The following is an 18,137-nucleotide window of genomic DNA, read 5'->3' as shown; positions in this document are numbered from 1 at the left end:
CGTGTCCTCGGTCATCGTCGTCCGTCCATCAGATGGTCGCGATGGGCGTGGCGGGCGAACCGACGCTACCCGGAAGGCGCAGGGGTGGCGCCGTCAACAGGAACCGCGAACGGCCCCGTTCCTTCAGCGCCTTCTTCAGTTCGGCCAGATACCAGATTTCGCCCAGGTGCACGCCGATCTTGAACAGGCAGTGCCGGTGGATCGGCAGGCGGCAGTGATCGTCCTCAGGATGGCCGGGATAATTCGTATTCTCCACGGCCATGTTGTCGGACACCAGGATCGTCAGTCCGCTATCGGTGATCCACTGCAAAAGTTTATCGTCCCAGCCGTCGAGCACGGCGCAGCTGGCATGAAGCTTCTTGGCATCCGGATCACCGGCCATGGACATGATCATCTCGTCCCAGCCGGTATGGAGCAGAACCATGTCGCCCTCCTCCACCGTCACGCCGTCCTTCTCCATCACCTCCATCAGCATGGCGTGGTTCACGGCGACGCGCTCGTTGCCGTAGTGGCCGTGCAGGTCGATCATCACGCCGCGTCCCTGGACACAGGCCTCGGCCATGTTCTCAATACCCAGGCGGTCGGTCTTGACGTGATTGTGCACGTCCGGATCGGCGACGTCGGTGCCGGCGCGCCAGCCGTTGTAGTAACAGGGCTCGGCAATGCCGTCGCCGTCGGCATCGAACAGTTGCCCGAAGTGAGCAAGTGAATCCCATTGCGTCGAATACTGGGTATGCAGCACGACAAGATCATCGGCGCTGACGTCCGTCGATCCGGGACGGGAATGCTTGTCCCAGATGAAGTTGTAATAATCGGCGCCGTCCTGCTTGGTCGGGTGCATCACGGGGGGATGGCGCTTCGGATTGACGGAATTGCCGCCCGGCATGTCGAGCGGCAGGGACTGACAGAAGGTCAGCCCTTCCTTCACCTCGGCAACGCCCTTCATCACGACCTCGGGCGTCAGCAGGTTCATGCGGCCCTTTTCGTCGTCGGGGCCGAAATCGCCCCAATTCGATCCCTCGGGCCGATTGACCCAGCGCGGGTTGGTCATCTGTATCCTCCGTTTTTCGTATGATCACCGCCGCCTTCTTCGGACGTGCGGTTCTTGAAAGTCAGGCCTTCTTTTCCCAGCCCCCCTGAGCCGTCTGCTGCAGATAGCTCAGGTCGTGGCCGGCGGCTTTGTAGGATTTCCAGCGATCACGGGCGGCCTGAACGGCGTCCGGGTCGCGGCCATCGAACAGCTCGAAACAGCGCTCATAGGCATCAACCCACTCGGACGTCGCGCCGTCGGTCAGGAACAGGAAGGTCGCGTGGTTGGGAGTTTCCGGATCGGTCGACAGCCACACGGGCTGGTCTTCCGGATTGCCGTCCTTCGGTGTGCCGTGGGGCAGCCAGGAACCGGGATCGTAAGTCCAGAGCGTCTGTGCCAGGGCCTCGACCCGTTCCTCGCTGGAGGCAAGGACAAGCGCCCGCTTGCCCGCGGCCAGGGTCTTTTCCAACAGCTTGGGCAGGGCCTGTTCAAGCGGCGAGCGTTCCAAGTGATAGAAGGAAATGTCGGTCACGATCTCGCTTGCCTGCCTTGAACCTGTCCGTTCCGCCACACCTGCCGGAACGGCTACTTGCCGAGTGTGGGGAAATGCTCCGCCGTGCCCTTGACGACCTCGAACAGGGCTTTTTCCATCAAATCGTTGCTGGCCGCGCGCATGCGCTTTCCCGCCGTATCGCGAAAGGCGACCATGCGCGCGAAATGGGGTGAGTCGTTGTGCTGGGTCGCCAGGGAGTCCAATTCCTCCACCGTGAACTCGGCGCCGTAGATGCGGGCCAGGTTGGCGGTCCATTCATCGCCGTACTTGCCGACGGTCTGGTTGACCTGGGCGCGGAACACCTCGGTCACGGCCTCAAGCCCGAACTTGCCGATCAGGCTTTGCACGGTCCGGGTCATGGCCCCGAACTTGGCGAGCAATTGAACGAAGTTGTTGTTCAGGCCGGTGCGCCGGACGAATTCCAGAGCCGCCGCCGAGGGCGCGGCCGGGGCAGCGGCCGTGGCCGGTTCCGCCGCCGCACTGTCCGGCACCTCGGCAATCAGGAACCCGACCGACAGGCCGAAGGCGACGAGCAGAGAGCCGATCAAACGCTTCATACCGTCGCCTTCCCCATGCCCTCGATGCCCCTTACTTGGCTTCGTAGTGGTCAGCGACCAGCCGGTCCAGCAGGCGCACCCCGTATCCGGTGCCGCCCTTGGGCGTGACCGGCTTGGCCTTCTTCGACCAGGTCGTCCCGGCGATGTCCAGGTGGACCCAGGGGGTGCCGTCCTTGATGAAGCGCTGCAGGAACTGAGCCGCGGTGATGGACCCGCCCCAGCGCCCGCCGATGTTCTGCATGTCGGCGGCGTCGGAATTGATCAGCTCGTCATAGGCCTTGCCCAGCGGCATGCGCCAGACCAGCTCGTCCACGGCTTCACCGGCCTGGAAGATCTGGTCGGCCAGGGCATCGTCGTTGGCGTACATGCCCGCGCGCTCGTTGCCGAGTGCCACGATGATCGCCCCCGTCAGGGTCGCCAGATCGACGACGAACTTGGGCTTATATTTGGTCTGCGTGTACCACAGCGCATCGGCGAGGACGAGGCGGCCCTCGGCGTCCGTGTTCAGGACCTCGATGGTCTGACCCGACATGGATTTGACGATGTCCGACGGCCGCTGGGCGTTGCCGCCCGGCATGTTTTCCACCAGGCCGACCACGCCGACGGCATTGACCTTGGCCTTGCGTCCGGCCAGGGCCTTCATCAGGCCGATGACCACGCCGGAACCGCCCATGTCCCACTTCATGTCTTCCATGCCGGCGGCGGGCTTCAGGGAAATCCCGCCGGTGTCGAAGGTCACCCCCTTGCCGACGAAGGCAACCGGCTGTTGCGCCTTGGCGGGTTTTGACTTGGCAACGCCGGTCCATTCCATGATGACCATCTTGCTTTCGCGGGCACTGCCTTGGCCGACGCCGAGAAGTGCGCCCATGCCCAGCTTGGCCATTTCCTTTTCACCCAGCACGGTGACCTTGATGCCCAGCTTCTTCAGCGCCTGGGCTTCTTTGGCCAGGGTCGCGGGATAGAGCACGTTCGGCGGCTCGGACACCAGATCGCGGGTGAAGAACACGCCTTCGGCGACCTTTTCCATATCGGTGAAAGCCGCCTTGGCCTTGGCCGATGTCGGGCACAGAACCTTGATCGCCTTCAGAACCGGTTTCTTTTCCTTGGGCTCCTTGGTCCGGTACTTGTCGAAACGGTAGGACCGCAGCAGCGCGCCGAATCCCAGGTTCGCCCCCATGTCGGCGGCCGTCATCTTGCCGCCATCTATGGCGTCGATCACCACGGTGGCGGCGGCGCCCTGGCCGGACAGCATGGCATAGATGCGCCCGCCCGCTTCCTGCAGGCTCAGGTCCTTCAATTCATCCGGCTTGCCCAGGCCGACCACGACGACACGTTCGAACTTGGCGTCCGGCGCCATCAGGTCGAGGCTTTCGCCCGCCTTGCCCTTGAACTTGGCGGCCTTGGCCGCGCGGGTGATCGCTCCCCCCAGCTTGACGTCCAGGACGGTGGCGCTTTTCGACAGCTTGGCGTCCTCGGTGGCGGTCACGACGACGACGCCCTGGGCGGGAAGTGCGGGATTGGCGAAGGTGATTTTCATCTATCTGTCCTTGGGACTATTCATGTGGGACGCCGCGCGCGTCCCCCAACGATGGGTCCGGTCGCGCGACGGCGTAATGACGCGCAGGCGGAATCGCCCGCGCCGAATGGATGGGTTCCACTATATAGGGTTCCATGCCCCTTCTGGTGAAGGGGATTCTGCCGGAGGCAGCCTGGAATTTCGCGGATCAGGCGTCGTAGCCGGGGTTGGCGCGGTCCAGCTTGCGCAGCAGCGCCGGCCATTCCTTCTGGCCGATGGGACGGTGGCCGTTCGGCGAATTGGCGATCTTGCCCTGCTCCACGGTCTTGTCGATGACCTCTTGCGGGATCGGCGTCAGCTTGGCGCCGGACTGCTGGAACGACAGCTGATAGCGGCAGGCGCGCTCCGCCCGGTACATCCACATGAAGGCTTCGCCGATGGTCTTGCCGACGGTCAGAAGGCCGTGGTTGCGCAGCACCATGACCCGGTTGTCGCCCAGGTCGCGGACCAGCCGCTCCCGCTCATCCAGGTCGACGGCCAGCCCCTCGTAATCGTGATAGGCCGTATGGGCATAGATCGACAGCGCCTGCTGCGAGATCGGCAGAATACCGTCTTCCTGACAGGCAACGCCGACGCCGTCCCGGGTGTGGGTGTGCATGACGCAGCTCAGTTCCGGCACGGCCAGATGCACGGCGGAATGGATGACGAAGGCCGCCGGGTTGATGCTGTATTCGGAATTGGTCAGGCAGGTGCCGTGCTCGTCGACCTTGATCAGGGCCGACGCCGTCATTTCTTCGAACAGCACGCCGAAGGGATTGATCAGGAAATGCTCGTCCGGTCCCGGCACGCGGGCCGACAGATGCGTGCCCAGAAGGTCCGACCAGCCGAACAGATCGACCAGACGATAAGCGGCGGCCAGGTTGACCCGGACCTCCCATTCTTCGGGGCTGATGTCGGCGGGGCGGTTTGCGTCGTAGGCGGCGGAAGCGTCGGGGGCCATGGTCGGAGTCCTCTCCCTGAATGAAATCTGCGAACGGCGGATTGTATACAATGGGGGCGCAGGCGCAAGCCCCCTAAACCGCCTTGGCCCCTTGAAACCGTAACGGCACCCTCTTGCGTCCCCAGTCCCCCGCCGGCCCGTCGAAGCGGCCGGGAATTTCCGCGCCGCAAGCGGCGCAGTTGCCGGGGTAGTTGCCCGCCGTCGTGACATTGAAATCGGACAGTTCATACCAATCCCGCCCGATCAAGACGCCGCCGCAGTTGTGGCAATAGGTCGACTGATGCTCCTTGTCGTGGACGTTGCCGGTGTAGGCGTATCGGATGCCGTTCTTCATGGCGATCTCGCGGGCGCGGACCAGGGTTTCCCGCGGTGTCGGCGGCACGTCCATCATCTTCCAATCGGGATGGAAGGCGGTGAAGTGGACCGGCACGTCGGGGCCGAGGGCGCAGACGATCCATTTGGTCATCGCGTCAATCTCGGCTTCGCTGTCGTTGCGGCCGGGGATCACTAGGTCCGTGATCTCCAGCCAGCAATCGGTCTCGTGCTTGATGTAGACCAGGGTTTCCTTCACCCGTTCCAGATCGGCGGAACAGAGTTCCTTGTAGAACTCGGGTGTGAAGGCCTTGAGGTCCACATTGGCCGCGTCCATATGCTGGAAGAATTCGGTGCGGGCGTTAGGGGTGATGTAGCCCGCCGTGACCGCCACGTTCTTGATCCCCCGCTTGCGGCACTCCTTGGCCGTGTCGACGGCGTATTCCAGAAAGATCACCGGGTCGTTGTAGGTATAGGCGACGGACTTGCAGCCCGATTGCACGGCGGCCTCGGCGATCATCGCGGGCGTGGCGAGGGACTGCAGCTTGTCGAATTCGCGGGACTTGGAGATGTCGTAATTCTGGCAGAACTTGCAGGTCAGGTTACAGCCCGCCGTGCCGAAGCTGAGGATCGGCGTACCGGGATAGAAATGGTTCAAGGGCTTCTTTTCGATGGGGTCGATGCAGAATCCCGACGACCGGCCATAGGTCGTCAACACCACCTGCTCACCGTCCGACGCGCGCACGAAACACAGCCCCCGCTGCCCCGCCCGCAGCTTGCAGAACCGGGGGCAGACGTCGCATTGAATGCGCCCGTCGTCCAGCTTGTGCCAATAACGGCCGGGAAAGGCGTCGGGGAATGTTTCAATATCGGTTTCGGCGGACGCCATCTATTTCCTCGAACGGCTGTGGAATGGCCCCGAACGGGCCTATATTATCATGTAGTCATGCACCATACCCCGCGCCAACATTGTTCCATGGACAGGCAAATGCATGCACATTCCGATTAACTTCTCCTCGGTGGCAATGTCGTGCACGTGATTGAGAACGCCCTATTAGGCATTCAAAAGCTGGTCGTCGAAGTCGTAACCAGTAACCTCTTTGAAACATCCTTGATTGCTGGTGCGACCGCAGCGCTCGGTGCTTATTTTGGTGCAAGAGGCGCTCAAAAATTTGCCGAGCGCTCACGAAAACGCAACGAAATAGAAAAGGAAATTCGCGCAACTAATAAAGCGATATCCTTAGCATATGCATCGTTCAACACCCATTTCGGCCTGAAATGCGAGATATTCGCCAATATCAAGAAAAGCTTCGATGAGGAAACTAAGCGATTTTTTGACTTCGAACACCGAAGAGCCGCTGGTGACCCAACAGCAAAATCGTTCAACGCACTGATCGAGCTTAAAACGGTCGATCCATTCCCAAATCCAAATGAGCAATTACGCGATGTCGTTTTTGATCAACTTTCTGTAGTTGGCAGACCAATCAATCTTGTCGCCACTCTTAGCCAGGCCACACACTCACTGAACCAAACGCTGGTAAATCGACGAGAATTTATTCGGGCCTTTAAGGCTGCGAAATTTGATGACCATCGCAAAAAAACGCTAATTTATCTCGGCCTGCTAAATGAAGACGGAAGCGGTGACGAAACCCACAGAAACTTGGTAGATTCGATGTGCATGCAAAATGATAGTTGCATCATGTTTTCGAAGATGTTGGTCGATGATTTGAAAAAGCATGGCGAGGTTTTACAGCATCATTTTGTTTCAGAATTTGGCGAACCTGCCCCAAGTATTTCGACAATCGATTTATCGACAGTGAAGCATCCTGAAATGATGCCGGATCCCAATGACTTCAAAGATTGGGAGAACAGTTTCACAGGCTGACTGACATTTTCCATTGGAACCGTAACGTGTCCAAATATGGATTAAACAAATGACCGCAATTCGCCCCACCACCGTCGCCGGATCGTTCTATCCGGACCGGCCGCAGGATTTGGACGCCCTGATCGCCCGGTGCTGGGACGACGCCAAGATCACCGTCGGCCCCGTGCCCAAGGCGATCGTCGCGCCGCACGCGGGCTATGTCTATTCCGGGGCTGTGGCGGCCAGCGCCTATGCGCGGATCAAGCCGGCCCACGGGCGGATCAAACGGGTCATCCTGCTGGGCCCCTGCCACCGGGTCGCGGTGAAAGGCCTGGCGCTGTCGGGGGCCGACGCCTTCGACACCCCCTTGGGACCGGTCGAGATCGACAAAGCGGCGGCGGCCTTGATCGCCGATCTGCCCCAGGTCCAGGTGTTCGACGCCACCCACGCCCAGGAACATTCGCTGGAGGTCCACCTGCCGTTCCTGATGCGCGTGCTCGACGATTTCAAGGTTCTGCCGCTGGTCGTCGGCCAGGCCACGCCGGACCAGGTCGCGGAGGTGCTGGAGAAACTCTGGGGCGGGCCGGAAACGCTGATCGTGGTGTCTTCGGATCTCAGCCATTATCTCGATTACGACAGCGCCCAAGCGATCGACCGGCGCACCTGCCGGGCCATCGAGGCCCTGGCGCCGGAGCAGATTTCCACCCACGGCGCCTGCGGCCGCTTTCCGCTGGGCGGTCTGCTGAAACTGGCCAAGGCGAAGGGCATGACGGTCGAGACCGTGGACCTGCGCAATTCGGGCGACACGGCGGGGCCGCGCGACCGGGTCGTCGGCTATGGGTCCTGGCTGTTCATGGAAAACCCGGCGGCCGCCGTTCAAGAAGACGAAACGGATTTCGCGGCCCAGACCAAGGCGCTGCTCGCCCGCCACGGCACAACGTTGCTGCGCCTGGCCGCATCGTCCATCGAGCACGGCCTGGAAACGGGCCAGCCCCTGATGCCCGACATGTCGACCGCCTCTGGCGACTTGGCCGCCCCCGGGGCCTGCTTCGTGACGCTCAAGAAAAACGGGCAACTTCGCGGCTGTATCGGCTCACCGGAAGCGCACCGCCCGTTGTTGACCGACGTCGCCGTCAACGCCTATGCCGCCGCCTTCCGCGACCCGCGTTTCCCGAAACTGGAGGCATCGGAACTGCCCGAGATCACTCTCTCAATCTCCGTGCTCAGCCCCCAGGCCCCCATGACCGTCCGTGATGAGGCCGACCTGTTAGCCCAGTTGCGCCCCGGCATCGACGGGCTGGTCATCGCCGACGGCGGCAAGCGCGCCCTGTTCTTGCCATCTGTCTGGGAGCAACTACCCGACAAGCGGGCGTTCCTGATGCATCTGAAGCGCAAGGCCGGGATGGCGGGCAATCACTGGTCATCCACGTTCACGGCGCGGCGATTCGTCGCCGAGCAAGCCCAATCTGCGGACCTGCCCGCCGATCGCCCGCTGTGGCGCGCCCAACCGTCATAGCCTACGCCGCCGTCGGTTGACTCCACGCGGCGCACGGGCGACAAACCGAAACGGGACCCATCCCCCATTTCCCATAACCGGGCGCACCGGACATGCTGACCATCGACCTGACCCTGCTTGAACAGGTGGCGGATATCGCCAAGCGCGCGGGCGCGCAGATTCTCACCGTTTACAAAACCGATTTCGAGGTCGAGACCAAGGGCGATAACTCCCCGGTCACGCAGGCAGACCAACTTGCCGAAGCCCTGATCACCCAGGCGATCCAAAGCGAGATTTCCGCCGACATCCCCATCGTCGGCGAGGAAGCGGTCGAGGCCAAGGGCCTGAAACAGCCCAACGGTCCCGTGTTCTGGCTGGTCGACCCGCTGGACGGGACCAAGGAATTCGTCAAGCGCAGCGGCGAGTTCACGGTCAACATCGCCTTGATCGAAAACGGCACACCTGTCCTGGGCGTGGTGCATCTGCCCGTGCTGAACGAAACCTTCCTGGCCGGCGCGCCGGGTGCATTCAAGCAGACCGGCGACGGCCCGCTTACCCTCATCGCATCACGCGAAACCCCGGCCGAAGGGCTGACCGCCGTGGTCAGCCGCTCCCACGGGGCCGAAGAAGCGGATGCGTTCCTGGAACGCTATACCGTGGTGCATCGCATCGGCGCCGGCAGTTCGCTGAAATTCTGCCGCATCGCCGAAGGGGCGGCCGACATCTACCCCCGGTTCGGGCGGACCATGGAATGGGATACGGCGGCGGGCCATGCGGTCCTGAATTTTGCCGGCGGCCGCGTGTTGACGACGGATGGCGCCCCTCTGGCCTACGGCAAGATCGGGCTCGACAATCCCCACTTCATCGCGGTCGGCAAGGGGATCGGCCTTGACGGATAGCGGCAGCGCCCTGTCCTTGATCGCCGATGCGGCGGACCCCGCCGCCATCGCCCGCGCGGCCGATGTTCTTCAGGCGGGCGGCTTGGTCGCCTTTCCCACGGAAACGGTTTACGGCCTGGGCGCCGACGCCACCAATGACGCCGCCTGCGCCGCCATCTACGCCGCCAAGGACCGTCCCGAATTCAACCCCCTGATCGTGCATGTGGCCGATGCCGACGCCGCCGCTGACTATGCCGAGATCACGGCGCTTGGCCGCGTGTTGATGGATGCGTTCTGGCCGGGGCCGTTGACCGTCGTCCTGCCCCGGCGGGCGGATTGCAGGCTGTCGCGACTGGTGTCGGCGGGGCTCGACACGGTCGCCATCCGCGCCCCGAACCATGCCGTGGGTCAGGCCCTTCTAAAAGCGGGCGGCCTGCCCATCGCGGCACCCAGCGCCAACCGTTCGGGCCATATGAGCCCGACCCGGGCCGCCCATGTCGCGGCCTCCCTGCCCGGCCCCGATCAGGGTGGGCCGGAAATCATTCTGGACGGCGGCGCCTGTACCGTGGGCCTGGAATCCACGGTCGTCGACGCCACCGGCGACCGCGCGGTGATCCTGCGCCCGGGTGGCCTTGCGCGGGAAGACATCGAGGCCGTCTGCGGTGCCTATGGTCCGGTCGCCGAAGCTCACGAGATCGGCCCCGGCGGGCCGCGCTCCCCGGGCATGCTGGCCCGCCATTACGCGCCGTCGAAGCGGCTGCGCCTGAACGCGCAGCGGGCGGAGACGGATGAAGCCTTGCTGGGCTTCGGCCCGGATGCCCCCGCAGGATGCCTGAACCTGAGCCCTACGGGCGATACCACCGAGGCCGCCGCCAATCTGTTCGCCATGCTGCACGACCTGGACAATGGGCCGGCCCCGGCCATCGCCGTCATGCCGATCCCCGACCGGGGACTGGGCCGGGCGATCAACGACCGGTTGATCCGTGCCGCGCGGACGGAGGATACGGAGGAATGAGGGGCGACGATCAGGCACTGATCGTCATGGACCTGGAGTGGACCGCCTGGGAGGGGTCCCGGCAACGGACCTGGTCAGGCCCCGGCGAAGAAATGGAGGTCGTTCAGATCGGCGCGGTCAGGCTGGCCGATACGCCCGACCTGGAAGAACTGGGTGCCTTCGAAATTTTGGTCCGCCCCCGCATCAACTCGACCCTCGACCGCTATTTCACGGACCTTACGGGTATCACCCAAGACCGCCTAAACCGCGAAGGCGTGGATTTGAAAGTGGCCCTGGGCGAATTCGCCGAATTTGTTGGCCCGTCCACGGAAGCCTTCGGATTTGGCGATGAGTTCAGCCATATCGTCACCAACTGTCAGCTATACGGCTTGGCCAATCCCTTCGCCGATTGCAGATGTGATGATGTGCGCGCGGTGGTGATGACGCACCTCGGCGTTGACTGGGTGCCCAACAGCTCGGACCTGCCGGAACTCATGGACTTCACCCCGCCCGGTGCCATGCATCAGGGACTTTCCGACAGCCGCTGCGTCGCCGAGGCGCTGCGCCGGGCACGCAAGGTGGGCCGGTTCTAAGTTTTCCGCCCCCCGTCCAGCCGATCCCCAGACAGCAAAACGGCCCCATGCTGGTGCATGGAGCCGCTCCGCGCCTACGGTATGTGTGGGGTCATTCCGCGGGCTGAGCTGCATTTTCGGCCTGTTGCGTCAGGTGGTCGCGGGCCGGAAGAAAGAAGGTGACGCAGCATTCGAACACAGCAAGCGCACCCAACACGAGAAAGACCACCGTAAAGCCGCCGACCACCGAGTGCAGCCACCCCGTCAGCGGCAACGCCGCGGCGCCAACCAGCAATCCGACCAGATATTTCAACGCGAACACCCGCGAGCGGATTTCCTTGGATGTGAACCGCGCGATGATGGTGTCGTGGATCGGGATGATCGAGAAGACGATGAACATCATCGCCGTGGCCGCACCGAGCAGACCTTCGTTATAGGCATAAGCGACCAAGAAAATCAGCGGTGCCTGCAGCGCAACGGCGATAATGTAAATCGGTTTCAGACGATACTTGTCCAACAGATGCCCCATCATGACCTGGGCCATGGAAGCAACGACAAACACGCCAAAACCCCAGAATCCCGCCTGTGACACGTTTCCAGCAAGGTCGCCCAACCGTTCGGTGAACAGCTTCGGAAGGGAGTTCGTCGTCGAATTGAAAATGAGCATGCCGGGTGCCGACGCCAACAGCACGACGAAGATCGCGCGTTTGACCTGTTCCGGCGTCGCACCGATGAACTTGTCTTTCTTGGCGAGCGGGTGGGGCTCCGGCGCGTTCCGGGAAAACACCAGATAGGCCAGGCCGACAAGGATCGAGATCACGCCCGGCGCGATGAAGGCGGCCCGCCAACCGTAGTGATCGGTCAGAAAGCCGGAAACCACGGCGGCACAGGCGACGCCGAAATTGCCCCACACGCCGTTGATGCCCAACTCCCGGCCAAGCGACTTGGCGTTTTCCGCGACCATGGAGATGCCGACCGGATGATAGATGGCGGCGAAGATGCCGATGACAAGCAAGCCCCCGGCGACCTGATAAGGTCCGTTGGCAAAACCGGTCATGACCGATGCCGTGCCGATGCCGATGAAGAACACGGTCATCATGCCGTGCTTGGACCACTTGTCACCCAGCCACCCCGCGGGAAGAGAGAACGCCCCGAAGGCGACGAAACTCGCGGTCGAGAGCGCCAGGAGAAACCCGTACGACCCCTTTTCGGTCAATCCGTCCGCCCATTCGACGATCGCGTTCGTAGCCCCTCCCTCAAACGGCAGGGCGCCAACCAACTCTTTGATTGCCTGCGCGAAAGTCAGCTGAAAAGCCGGATCCAGGGACATGGTTACGACGGCCGTCGCGTAGATGAGAAGGAATAAATGATCCAGCAGATGGCCGATGTTCAGGAACAGAAACTGGACGCCGTGGCGGTCGTTGTAGGACATGGTCGTTTCCTCGTCTTCCCCGTGAGGCTTTATGCCCATCCGGGTTTTTGGTCTGGTCATGGTGGTCGTTTAGGATAGATGCACGAACCTGCCTCGACAGTCTTTCGGTATTCTGTCAATTTATATCGCGAAACGGACAAACGAGGCTCCGCATGGACGGCCCCTTTCGCGAACAAACCCATCAGGACAACATCGACCGGGTCCAGGCCCTGCAGGCCGTGCCGCGCCCCGTGGTCGCCGCCGCCACCGACTATCCGGCGGGTCAGGCGACGCGCTGGCATTCCCACCCCCGCGCCCAACTGGTCTATGGCATTTCCGGCGTCATGGCCGTGACGACCGAGGCCGGTGTGTGGGTCGTGCCGCCGGAACGCGCCGTCTGGGTGCCGGGCGGCATGGCACACCGGGTCGATTTCCCCACGGACGTCAAGATGCGCAGCCTCTGGGTCAGCCCGGAAGCCGCCGGCAACCTGCCCCAGGCCTGCAGCGTCGTAACCGTGTCGCCGTTGCTCCGCGAACTGATCCGCACCGCCGTCGCCATACCCGCCGAATATGATGCCGACGGCCCGGACGGCCGCCTGATGGCGGTGATCCTCGACCAGTTGCGGGTCCTCGATCAGGCCCCCCTGCATTTGCCCTGGCCCGAAGATTCACGCCTTCGCCGCATCGCCGAAGCCCTGATCAATGACCCGGCGCTGGATACGAACCTCAACGCCCTGGCCAAGTCGGCGGGCGCCAGTTCGCGCACCCTGGCGCGGCTGTTCGTCAAGGATACGGGCATGACCTTCGGCGCCTGGCGGCAACAGGCCCGGCTGCTCAAGGCCCTGGAACTGCTTGCCGCCGGCCAACCGGTGACGGCGACGGCCCTCGACCTCGGCTACGACAGCCCGTCGGCCTTCATCGCCATGTTCAAGAAGACGTTGGGCGTGTCGCCGGGGCGGTATTTCAAGACCTGACCTCAAGCCCCGACACCGGCACCGGCCTTGCTAGATGTCAACAAAGAACCTCACCGAAAGGTTGTATATACTTTTGAAGGTTCCGTACCCTTAAACGGGAACGGTCGGAACTTTTGTTTTAAATAAGGAGGGCAGGTCCGTGTGGGAATTCATAACTTCGGTATTGAGTTGGTCGGGTTGGGAGGGCGTGCAGGGCACTGCGGCTACAATCGGCGCGCTCCTGGCCATATTTGCGCTGATCTATTCCGTGTATGCGTTTAAACAGACACAAAAATTCATCCACTATGATGACATCGACAAGAATTACTTTGAGATTCTGAAGATCGCCTTCGATCATCCCTACGTTCATTCTCCCCAGACGATCACGACGGCGGAGCAGTCGGAAAAATACGACCTTTACGCATTCATGGTTTGGAACTTTCTCGAAGCCATTCATGACCGTTGCCAGAAAAATTCTGACCTAAAAGAAACTTGGGAGCCCATCATCGAGCAAGAGGGAGCGCGTCACTGGGACTGGTTTGATTCCGCCGATAATGCGAAGCAGTTCAAGAAAAAATTTCAACACTACGCTCAAACAATTCTGAAGAAGGAACTGACGCAATCGATACAAGCACCGTAATCCGGCAGGTCAATTTCGGCGATAGAGCCGGCTCCAGTACAGATGAGGTTTTCCAGGCAATTTGGGACATCTACGTCGCCTCCATCCCGGCGTCGGAACGCAAGGACCGCGACGCCCTGGCGCGGATGGCGCAGAGCGACCGTTACTGCATCCATATCGCGGAACAGGCGGGCCAGGTGGCGGCGTTCAGCATCGTCTACCGGTCTGACCACCAGGACTTCGCGCTTCTGGAGTACTTCGCCACGACGCCCGCGCTGCGCAACCAGGGCATCGGCGGGCGGCTGCTGGACCATGTGCTGACCGACCAGGGCGATACCCCTGTGCTGTTGGAGGTCGAGGCACCTCCCCCGACCGACCAATCCGGCGACAGCATGGAGAGCCGCCGCATCGGGTTCTACCGGCGCCACGGCGCGCGGGTGATTGAGGACTTTGGCTACATTCTGCCATTGAAGACAGCCGGCACGCCTCCCCCCATGGTTATTCTCATCGGCGCGGCGGAACACCTGACAAGCATCTCTGCGGCGTCCTTGCGGGATTGGCTCGGCGACATATACGAGAATGTTTACGGCGTGGATAGAAGCAGCCCAGAGTTTCAGTCGATGTTCAGTAGGCCGCAGACCGCGTTCGGTCTGCGTTGAGATGCCGCGCCGTTGCGCGCACCTCAGATCCAGTGTATAAAATCACCCATTCCACCGGGGTCACGCAGTCCCCCGGCGACGTTCAAGGCGGCGGTCCGCCCAAGCACTGCTCGGCCCTCTGATGCAAGAGAGGTTTGAGCCATGGTCGCCGCTACTCTCCCCCTGTCCGCCAATGCCGTTTCCGCCGATGAGTTGAACCGCCTGATCGGTACGGACGCCTGCCCCATCATCGTCGACGTGCGCCGCCGCGCGGCCTTCGACAAGGCCGATGCCATGATCGCCACGGCGACGTGGCGCGACCATGCGGCGGCGGTCGATTGGGCCGAAGACCTGCCTGAAGAAGGCTCGGTCGTCGTTTACTGCGTACACGGCCATGCGATCAGCCAGAGTGCCGCCGCGACCCTACGGGCGCAGGGCATTGACGCCTATTACCTGGATGGCGGGATCGAGCATTTCGCCGACGCGGGCGGCGTCACCGTCAAGCGTGGCCTGGTCCCCGAAGACCGGCCCAGCATCTGGGTCACCCGCGAGCGGCCCAAGATCGACCGCATCGCCTGCCCCTGGTTCATTCGCCGCTTCATCGACCCGGACGCCGTGTTTCATTACGTCGGCAAGGAGTTCGTGTCCGACGTGGCGAAAGAAACCGGCGGCACCCCATACGACATCCCGGATGTGGATTTCAGTCATGTCGACGAGAACTGCAGCTTCGACGCCTTCGTCGCCTGGTCGGGCATCACGGACCCGGCCCTGGACCGACTGGCGGAAATCGTCAGGGGAGCCGACACGGGAAAACTTGATCTCGCCCCCGAATGCGCCGGGCTGCTGGCGGCGTCCCTGGGCATGTCGGCGCTGTACGAGGACGACGATCTCGCCATGCTCGACGCCGGCATGGCGGTCTATGACGCGCTGTTCGCCTGGGCCCGCCACGCATCGGCGGAAACCCACAACTGGACTCCCAACCCGGTCTAACCGATCAACGGCCGCAGGCCGTCCCAGGTCAGCTTGATGCCGGTAAAAAACAGCAGCACGTAGCAGACGCCGAAGAACACCTTGTCCGACAGGCGGTTCTGGCCCCACAGGCCGATGCGGATGCCGATGGGCACCAGGGGCACCAGAACCAGCGCGGTCCAGAGAACCTCCGGCGTGAACTGCCCCAGTTCCCAATAGGCCGGAAACTTCATCAGGTTCACGGCCCAGAAGAAGATCGCGAAGGTGCCGACGAAGGGCCGTTTGGCCAGGCCGCGCGGCAGCAGGTAGACCTGCACCGGCGGCGCCCCCGCATGGGCGAAGAAACTGGTGAAGCCGCCGCACATGCCCCAGAACACTCCGCGCAGGCCGGGCGGGCGGGCGCCGTCGGGCTTAGGCCGCAGGGGCAGCCAGTGGTCGAGGGTGAAGACGATGGCGATCAGCCCGACCATCAGGCGCGTACCTTCCTCGGTCATGAACTGGAACCCGGCCCAACCGGCCGCCGTACCCAGAACCGCCCCCGGCAGCAGCACCTTGAGGTCGGGGGCGCTGAAGTCCTTGCGGTAGACCCAGATGTTGATGAAGTCGATGGACATCAGCACCGGCAGCATGATCGCCGCCGCCATGGGAACGGGCACGATCAGCGACATCATGGGCACGGCGATCAGCGCCAGGCCCGAGCCGAACCCACCCTTGGAAATGCCCGCGATCAGGACCGCCGGCACGGCGAGGAAATAGAATAGGGGATCTGTGATCATGTCAGGGGGCGGGTCCGTCGGGGGTGATGGGGGCCGGCGGCGCGGCGCCGGATTTGCGCCGGCGCAGGCGTACCTTGCGGAACAGAAGTTCCACGGGATATGTCGCCGCCGAGCGCAGGCCGGCGACGGAGGTCAGATTGCGCATGCCCTGGCGGGCCGTCGCCATAAGCTCTTCCAGAACGATGTCCTCCTCGACCTCGCCGACCTCTTTGACCTGGCGCAGGCGGTTGAGCGATAGAAACCCCAAAACCGCCGCCAAGCCAAAGAAGAAATCCCAATGGCGCAGGTTAATAGCCTGGAACACATGGCGGGTTTCCGGTTCGGTCCAGCGCAGGATCAGGGTCAGTTCGCGGTCCGTGAACCAGTCGGCGAACAGGCCGCCGATGATGGGGGCCGTGCCGGCACAGATCGCGGTGATGAGGGACGAGACGGAAAGGTAGCTCGCCGCTGCCCCGCGGGGGGCCAGCTTCAATCCCATGTTGCCAGATGCCAGGGTCACCCCGGCCGTCGAAACACCGGTCAGGATATGAATGACGACCAGCAGCGGAATGGTCAGGACATGCTTTTCCGGCAGGGTCGTGAAGGTCCAAAGAAAGATCGACAGCACGAACAACGGCGCCGCGACAGTCAACACCCCTTTGTTGGACACCCGGTCGGCGATCCGCCCCCAGGTCTTGATCACCGCGATGTTGGCCGCCTGGCTGATGATCAGCAGCATCGTCACCATGGTGACGCTGAGGCCCAGGCGCTTGTACAGGTAGACCGTGAAGAAGGGGGCCGCCAGATTGATGGCGAAATTCCAGGACCCCAGGAAGATCACCAAATTGCGGAAATTAACGTCCTTCAAGGGCTGCGCTAGGCGTTCGCTCAGCGGCAGATGGCGTTCCGCCGGCGGCATCGCCGGTTCCGGAATGCGGCACATGCAGTAGACGCTGACGCAGCCGGCCAGGAAGGCGAGGACCAGCAGGATCGAATATCCATAGGCCTCGCGGTGGGGCAGCAGGCGGCTCCATTCATCAACGAACACACCGGCCAGAAGGCTGACCACCATGCCCATCCCGGTCATCCACATCAGGCGGTTGGCGAACACGGCCCCCATGCGGTTTTCCGGCACCAAGTCGCGGATCCACGAATTGAACGAGCAGCCGACGAAGGCCCCCAGGCTGTAGCGCAGCGTGAGCCCGAGCAGCAGCAGGAACAAACCCACCTCTTTCGACGGCACCAGCACCGCCGCCGCCATGACCAGCAGCATGGGCCGGCTGGCGGCTCCGAAAACGACGGCGAGCAAGCGCCGCCGACGCACCTTCTCGACCACCTGAACGGCGGGAAGCAGCGCCAATTGCCCCAGGTTCGGCAGGGCCGCAAGCAAACCGATGGCAAGATTCGATGCATCGAGGTACAGCGCGTAAGCGACCAAGATCGGGCCCAGCGCCAGGGTCTCCATCCCCTGGGCCCAGACGCCGTTGTGCACCAGCCATTTCAGCCCGGTTTCAACCTCGTCCTCGCTCAGGGATTGGGACGGCGCCAGGCGCTCTGAAATGGACATGGCCCGGCCGATCAGCCCCCGGCCTTGAGTGCAGCCTTCTGGGCATCGCGAAAGCCGACGACGACATCATCCCCGGACAGGAATACGGGCCGCTTGATGAGGGTCGGATGGGCCGCCAGAAGCGCCTTGGCCTTGGCGGCGTCGAGGCCGTCCTTGTCGGTGTCGGGCAGCCCGCGCCAGGTGGTCGATGACTTGTTGACCAGTGTTTCCCAGCCCACGACGTCGATCCAGCGCGCCAGTTCGGCCGCCGGCACGCCGTCGGCGCGGACATCCTTCACCTGATGAGCGATGCCTTCATCGGCCAGCCACTTCAGCGCCTTCTTGCAGGTGTCGCAGGTCTTCAAGCCCCAGATGGTAAGCATCGCCCCCTCCCTTTTCGTCGTTCGCCGTTTACGATACGGGCACAAGCCCCTATATGTCATCGGCATTGAGTTTTGCCAAGCCGCCGCCCGGC

The 18,137-nt window shown here is 62.8% G+C and carries 19 protein-coding genes; 9 read left to right on the top strand and 10 right to left on the bottom strand.

The features are described 5' to 3' along the window. Nucleotides 1-28 precede the first annotated feature (28 nt). The 6 genes from KFF05_06925 to amrS all read right to left on the bottom strand — a co-directional run bounded on the left by KFF05_06925 (nucleotide 29) and on the right by amrS (nucleotide 5,857). The gene (locus KFF05_06925; protein ID UTW53087.1) at nucleotides 29-1,051 is read right to left on the bottom strand and encodes a cyclase family protein; all 1,023 of its coding nucleotides are present in this window, start codon (nucleotides 1,049-1,051) and stop codon (nucleotides 29-31) included. 61 nt (nucleotides 1,052-1,112) lie between these two features. Continuing rightward, nucleotides 1,113-1,562: a DNA polymerase III subunit chi gene (locus KFF05_06920; protein ID UTW53086.1), complete on the bottom strand. Its 450-nt coding sequence runs from the start codon at nucleotides 1,560-1,562 to the stop codon at nucleotides 1,113-1,115. 53 nt (nucleotides 1,563-1,615) lie between these two features. Further along, entirely contained in the window at nucleotides 1,616-2,140 is a 525-nt protein-coding gene (locus tag KFF05_06915; protein ID UTW53085.1) for a hypothetical protein, read from the bottom strand. A gap of 31 nt (nucleotides 2,141-2,171) precedes the next feature. Then, entirely contained in the window at nucleotides 2,172-3,677 is a 1,506-nt protein-coding gene (locus tag KFF05_06910; GenBank protein UTW53084.1) for a leucyl aminopeptidase, read from the bottom strand. A 187-nt stretch (nucleotides 3,678-3,864) separates the two neighbouring features. Then, on the bottom strand, nucleotides 3,865-4,656 hold the full coding sequence (locus KFF05_06905; protein UTW53083.1) for a class II aldolase/adducin family protein: 792 nt from the start codon (nucleotides 4,654-4,656) through the stop codon (nucleotides 3,865-3,867). A gap of 73 nt (nucleotides 4,657-4,729) precedes the next feature. After that, complete coding sequence (amrS, locus tag KFF05_06900) at nucleotides 4,730-5,857, bottom strand: AmmeMemoRadiSam system radical SAM enzyme (GenBank protein UTW53082.1); 1,128 nt, start codon at nucleotides 5,855-5,857, stop codon at nucleotides 4,730-4,732. A 147-nt stretch (nucleotides 5,858-6,004) separates the two neighbouring features. Between amrS and KFF05_06895 the strand changes: the two genes are divergently transcribed. The 5 genes from KFF05_06895 (at nucleotide 6,005) to KFF05_06875 (ending at nucleotide 10,792) form a co-directional block, all read left to right on the top strand. Further along, nucleotides 6,005-6,853: a hypothetical protein gene (locus tag KFF05_06895; GenBank protein UTW53081.1), complete on the top strand. Its 849-nt coding sequence runs from the start codon at nucleotides 6,005-6,007 to the stop codon at nucleotides 6,851-6,853. A 49-nt stretch (nucleotides 6,854-6,902) separates the two neighbouring features. Then, complete coding sequence (amrB, locus tag KFF05_06890) at nucleotides 6,903-8,348, top strand: AmmeMemoRadiSam system protein B (GenBank protein UTW53080.1); 1,446 nt, start codon at nucleotides 6,903-6,905, stop codon at nucleotides 8,346-8,348. Nucleotides 8,349-8,440: 92 nt separating this feature from the next. Next, entirely contained in the window at nucleotides 8,441-9,226 is a 786-nt protein-coding gene (cysQ, locus tag KFF05_06885; GenBank protein ID UTW53079.1) for a 3'(2'),5'-bisphosphate nucleotidase CysQ, read from the top strand. Further along, nucleotides 9,141-10,220, top strand: a complete 1,080-nt coding sequence (locus tag KFF05_06880) for a threonylcarbamoyl-AMP synthase (protein ID UTW53078.1) — start codon at nucleotides 9,141-9,143, stop codon at nucleotides 10,218-10,220. Before cysQ ends, KFF05_06880 begins: the two co-directional genes overlap by 86 nt. Continuing rightward, the gene (locus tag KFF05_06875; GenBank protein UTW53077.1) at nucleotides 10,217-10,792 is read left to right on the top strand and encodes an exonuclease domain-containing protein; all 576 of its coding nucleotides are present in this window, start codon (nucleotides 10,217-10,219) and stop codon (nucleotides 10,790-10,792) included. The genes KFF05_06880 and KFF05_06875 overlap by 4 nt, the downstream gene beginning before the upstream one ends. Nucleotides 10,793-10,883: 91 nt before the next feature. On the opposite strand, the gene KFF05_06870 is transcribed toward KFF05_06875, so the two are convergent. Further along, nucleotides 10,884-12,203, bottom strand: a complete 1,320-nt coding sequence (locus KFF05_06870) for an MFS transporter (GenBank protein ID UTW53076.1) — start codon at nucleotides 12,201-12,203, stop codon at nucleotides 10,884-10,886. Between the two features lie 152 nt (nucleotides 12,204-12,355). On the opposite strand from KFF05_06870, the gene KFF05_06865 reads away from it, so the two are divergent. From KFF05_06865 to KFF05_06850, 4 genes are all read left to right on the top strand, one after another. After that, nucleotides 12,356-13,156 carry a helix-turn-helix transcriptional regulator gene (locus KFF05_06865; GenBank protein ID UTW53075.1) on the top strand — a complete coding sequence of 267 codons (801 nt, stop codon included), beginning with the start codon at nucleotides 12,356-12,358 and terminating at the stop codon, nucleotides 13,154-13,156. Between the two features lie 139 nt (nucleotides 13,157-13,295). Then, on the top strand, nucleotides 13,296-13,775 hold the full coding sequence (locus KFF05_06860; GenBank protein ID UTW53074.1) for a hypothetical protein: 480 nt from the start codon (nucleotides 13,296-13,298) through the stop codon (nucleotides 13,773-13,775). Nucleotides 13,776-13,900: 125 nt separating this feature from the next. After that, the gene (locus tag KFF05_06855) at nucleotides 13,901-14,413 is read left to right on the top strand and encodes a GNAT family N-acetyltransferase (GenBank protein ID UTW53073.1); all 513 of its coding nucleotides are present in this window, start codon (nucleotides 13,901-13,903) and stop codon (nucleotides 14,411-14,413) included. Nucleotides 14,414-14,554: 141 nt separating this feature from the next. Continuing rightward, a complete protein-coding gene (locus KFF05_06850) occupies nucleotides 14,555-15,382 on the top strand; it encodes a chromate resistance protein (protein UTW53072.1) in 828 nt (275 codons plus the stop codon). On the opposite strand, the gene KFF05_06845 is transcribed toward KFF05_06850, so the two are convergent. The 3 genes from KFF05_06845 to KFF05_06835 are packed head-to-tail and all read right to left on the bottom strand — an operon-like array spanning nucleotide 15,379 to nucleotide 18,045. Beyond that, nucleotides 15,379-16,137: a sulfite exporter TauE/SafE family protein gene (locus KFF05_06845; protein UTW53071.1), complete on the bottom strand. Its 759-nt coding sequence runs from the start codon at nucleotides 16,135-16,137 to the stop codon at nucleotides 15,379-15,381. The genes KFF05_06850 and KFF05_06845 overlap by 4 nt on opposite strands. A gap of 1 nt (nucleotide 16,138) precedes the next feature. After that, complete coding sequence (locus KFF05_06840) at nucleotides 16,139-17,683, bottom strand: MFS transporter (GenBank protein UTW53070.1); 1,545 nt, start codon at nucleotides 17,681-17,683, stop codon at nucleotides 16,139-16,141. A gap of 11 nt (nucleotides 17,684-17,694) precedes the next feature. Then, nucleotides 17,695-18,045, bottom strand: a complete 351-nt coding sequence (locus KFF05_06835) for a Spx/MgsR family RNA polymerase-binding regulatory protein (GenBank protein ID UTW53069.1) — start codon at nucleotides 18,043-18,045, stop codon at nucleotides 17,695-17,697. Nucleotides 18,046-18,137: the final 92 nt, after the last annotated feature.

Source organism: bacterium SCSIO 12827 (assembly GCA_024397995.1).
Classification (GTDB): Bacteria; Pseudomonadota; Alphaproteobacteria; order Rhodospirillales; family Casp-alpha2; genus UBA1479.
This window is presented reverse-complemented; position numbering and strand designations above follow the sequence as displayed.

Excerpts from the sequence above, each read along its gene's own strand:
- KFF05_06910 (UTW53084.1), bottom strand. The coding sequence starts at position 3,677 with ATGAAAATCACCTTCGCCAATCCCGCACTTCCCGCCCAGGGCGTCGTC.
- KFF05_06870 (UTW53076.1), bottom strand. The coding sequence starts at position 12,203 with ATGTCCTACAACGACCGCCACGGCGTCCAGTTTCTGTTCCTGAACATC.
- KFF05_06925 (UTW53087.1), bottom strand. The coding sequence starts at position 1,051 with ATGACCAACCCGCGCTGGGTCAATCGGCCCGAGGGATCGAATTGGGGC.
- KFF05_06865 (UTW53075.1), top strand. The coding sequence starts at position 12,356 with ATGGACGGCCCCTTTCGCGAACAAACCCATCAGGACAACATCGACCGG.
- KFF05_06840 (UTW53070.1), bottom strand. The coding sequence starts at position 17,683 with ATGTCCATTTCAGAGCGCCTGGCGCCGTCCCAATCCCTGAGCGAGGAC.
- cysQ (UTW53079.1), top strand. The coding sequence starts at position 8,441 with ATGCTGACCATCGACCTGACCCTGCTTGAACAGGTGGCGGATATCGCC.
- KFF05_06875 (UTW53077.1), top strand. The coding sequence starts at position 10,217 with ATGAGGGGCGACGATCAGGCACTGATCGTCATGGACCTGGAGTGGACC.
- KFF05_06835 (UTW53069.1), bottom strand. The coding sequence starts at position 18,045 with ATGCTTACCATCTGGGGCTTGAAGACCTGCGACACCTGCAAGAAGGCG.
- KFF05_06905 (UTW53083.1), bottom strand. The coding sequence starts at position 4,656 with ATGGCCCCCGACGCTTCCGCCGCCTACGACGCAAACCGCCCCGCCGAC.
- amrS (UTW53082.1), bottom strand. The coding sequence starts at position 5,857 with ATGGCGTCCGCCGAAACCGATATTGAAACATTCCCCGACGCCTTTCCC.
- amrB (UTW53080.1), top strand. The coding sequence starts at position 6,903 with ATGACCGCAATTCGCCCCACCACCGTCGCCGGATCGTTCTATCCGGAC.
- KFF05_06855 (UTW53073.1), top strand. The coding sequence starts at position 13,901 with ATGGCGCAGAGCGACCGTTACTGCATCCATATCGCGGAACAGGCGGGC.
- KFF05_06845 (UTW53071.1), bottom strand. The coding sequence starts at position 16,137 with ATGATCACAGATCCCCTATTCTATTTCCTCGCCGTGCCGGCGGTCCTG.
- KFF05_06880 (UTW53078.1), top strand. The coding sequence starts at position 9,141 with ATGGCGCCCCTCTGGCCTACGGCAAGATCGGGCTCGACAATCCCCACT.
- KFF05_06850 (UTW53072.1), top strand. The coding sequence starts at position 14,555 with ATGGTCGCCGCTACTCTCCCCCTGTCCGCCAATGCCGTTTCCGCCGAT.
- KFF05_06915 (UTW53085.1), bottom strand. The coding sequence starts at position 2,140 with ATGAAGCGTTTGATCGGCTCTCTGCTCGTCGCCTTCGGCCTGTCGGTC.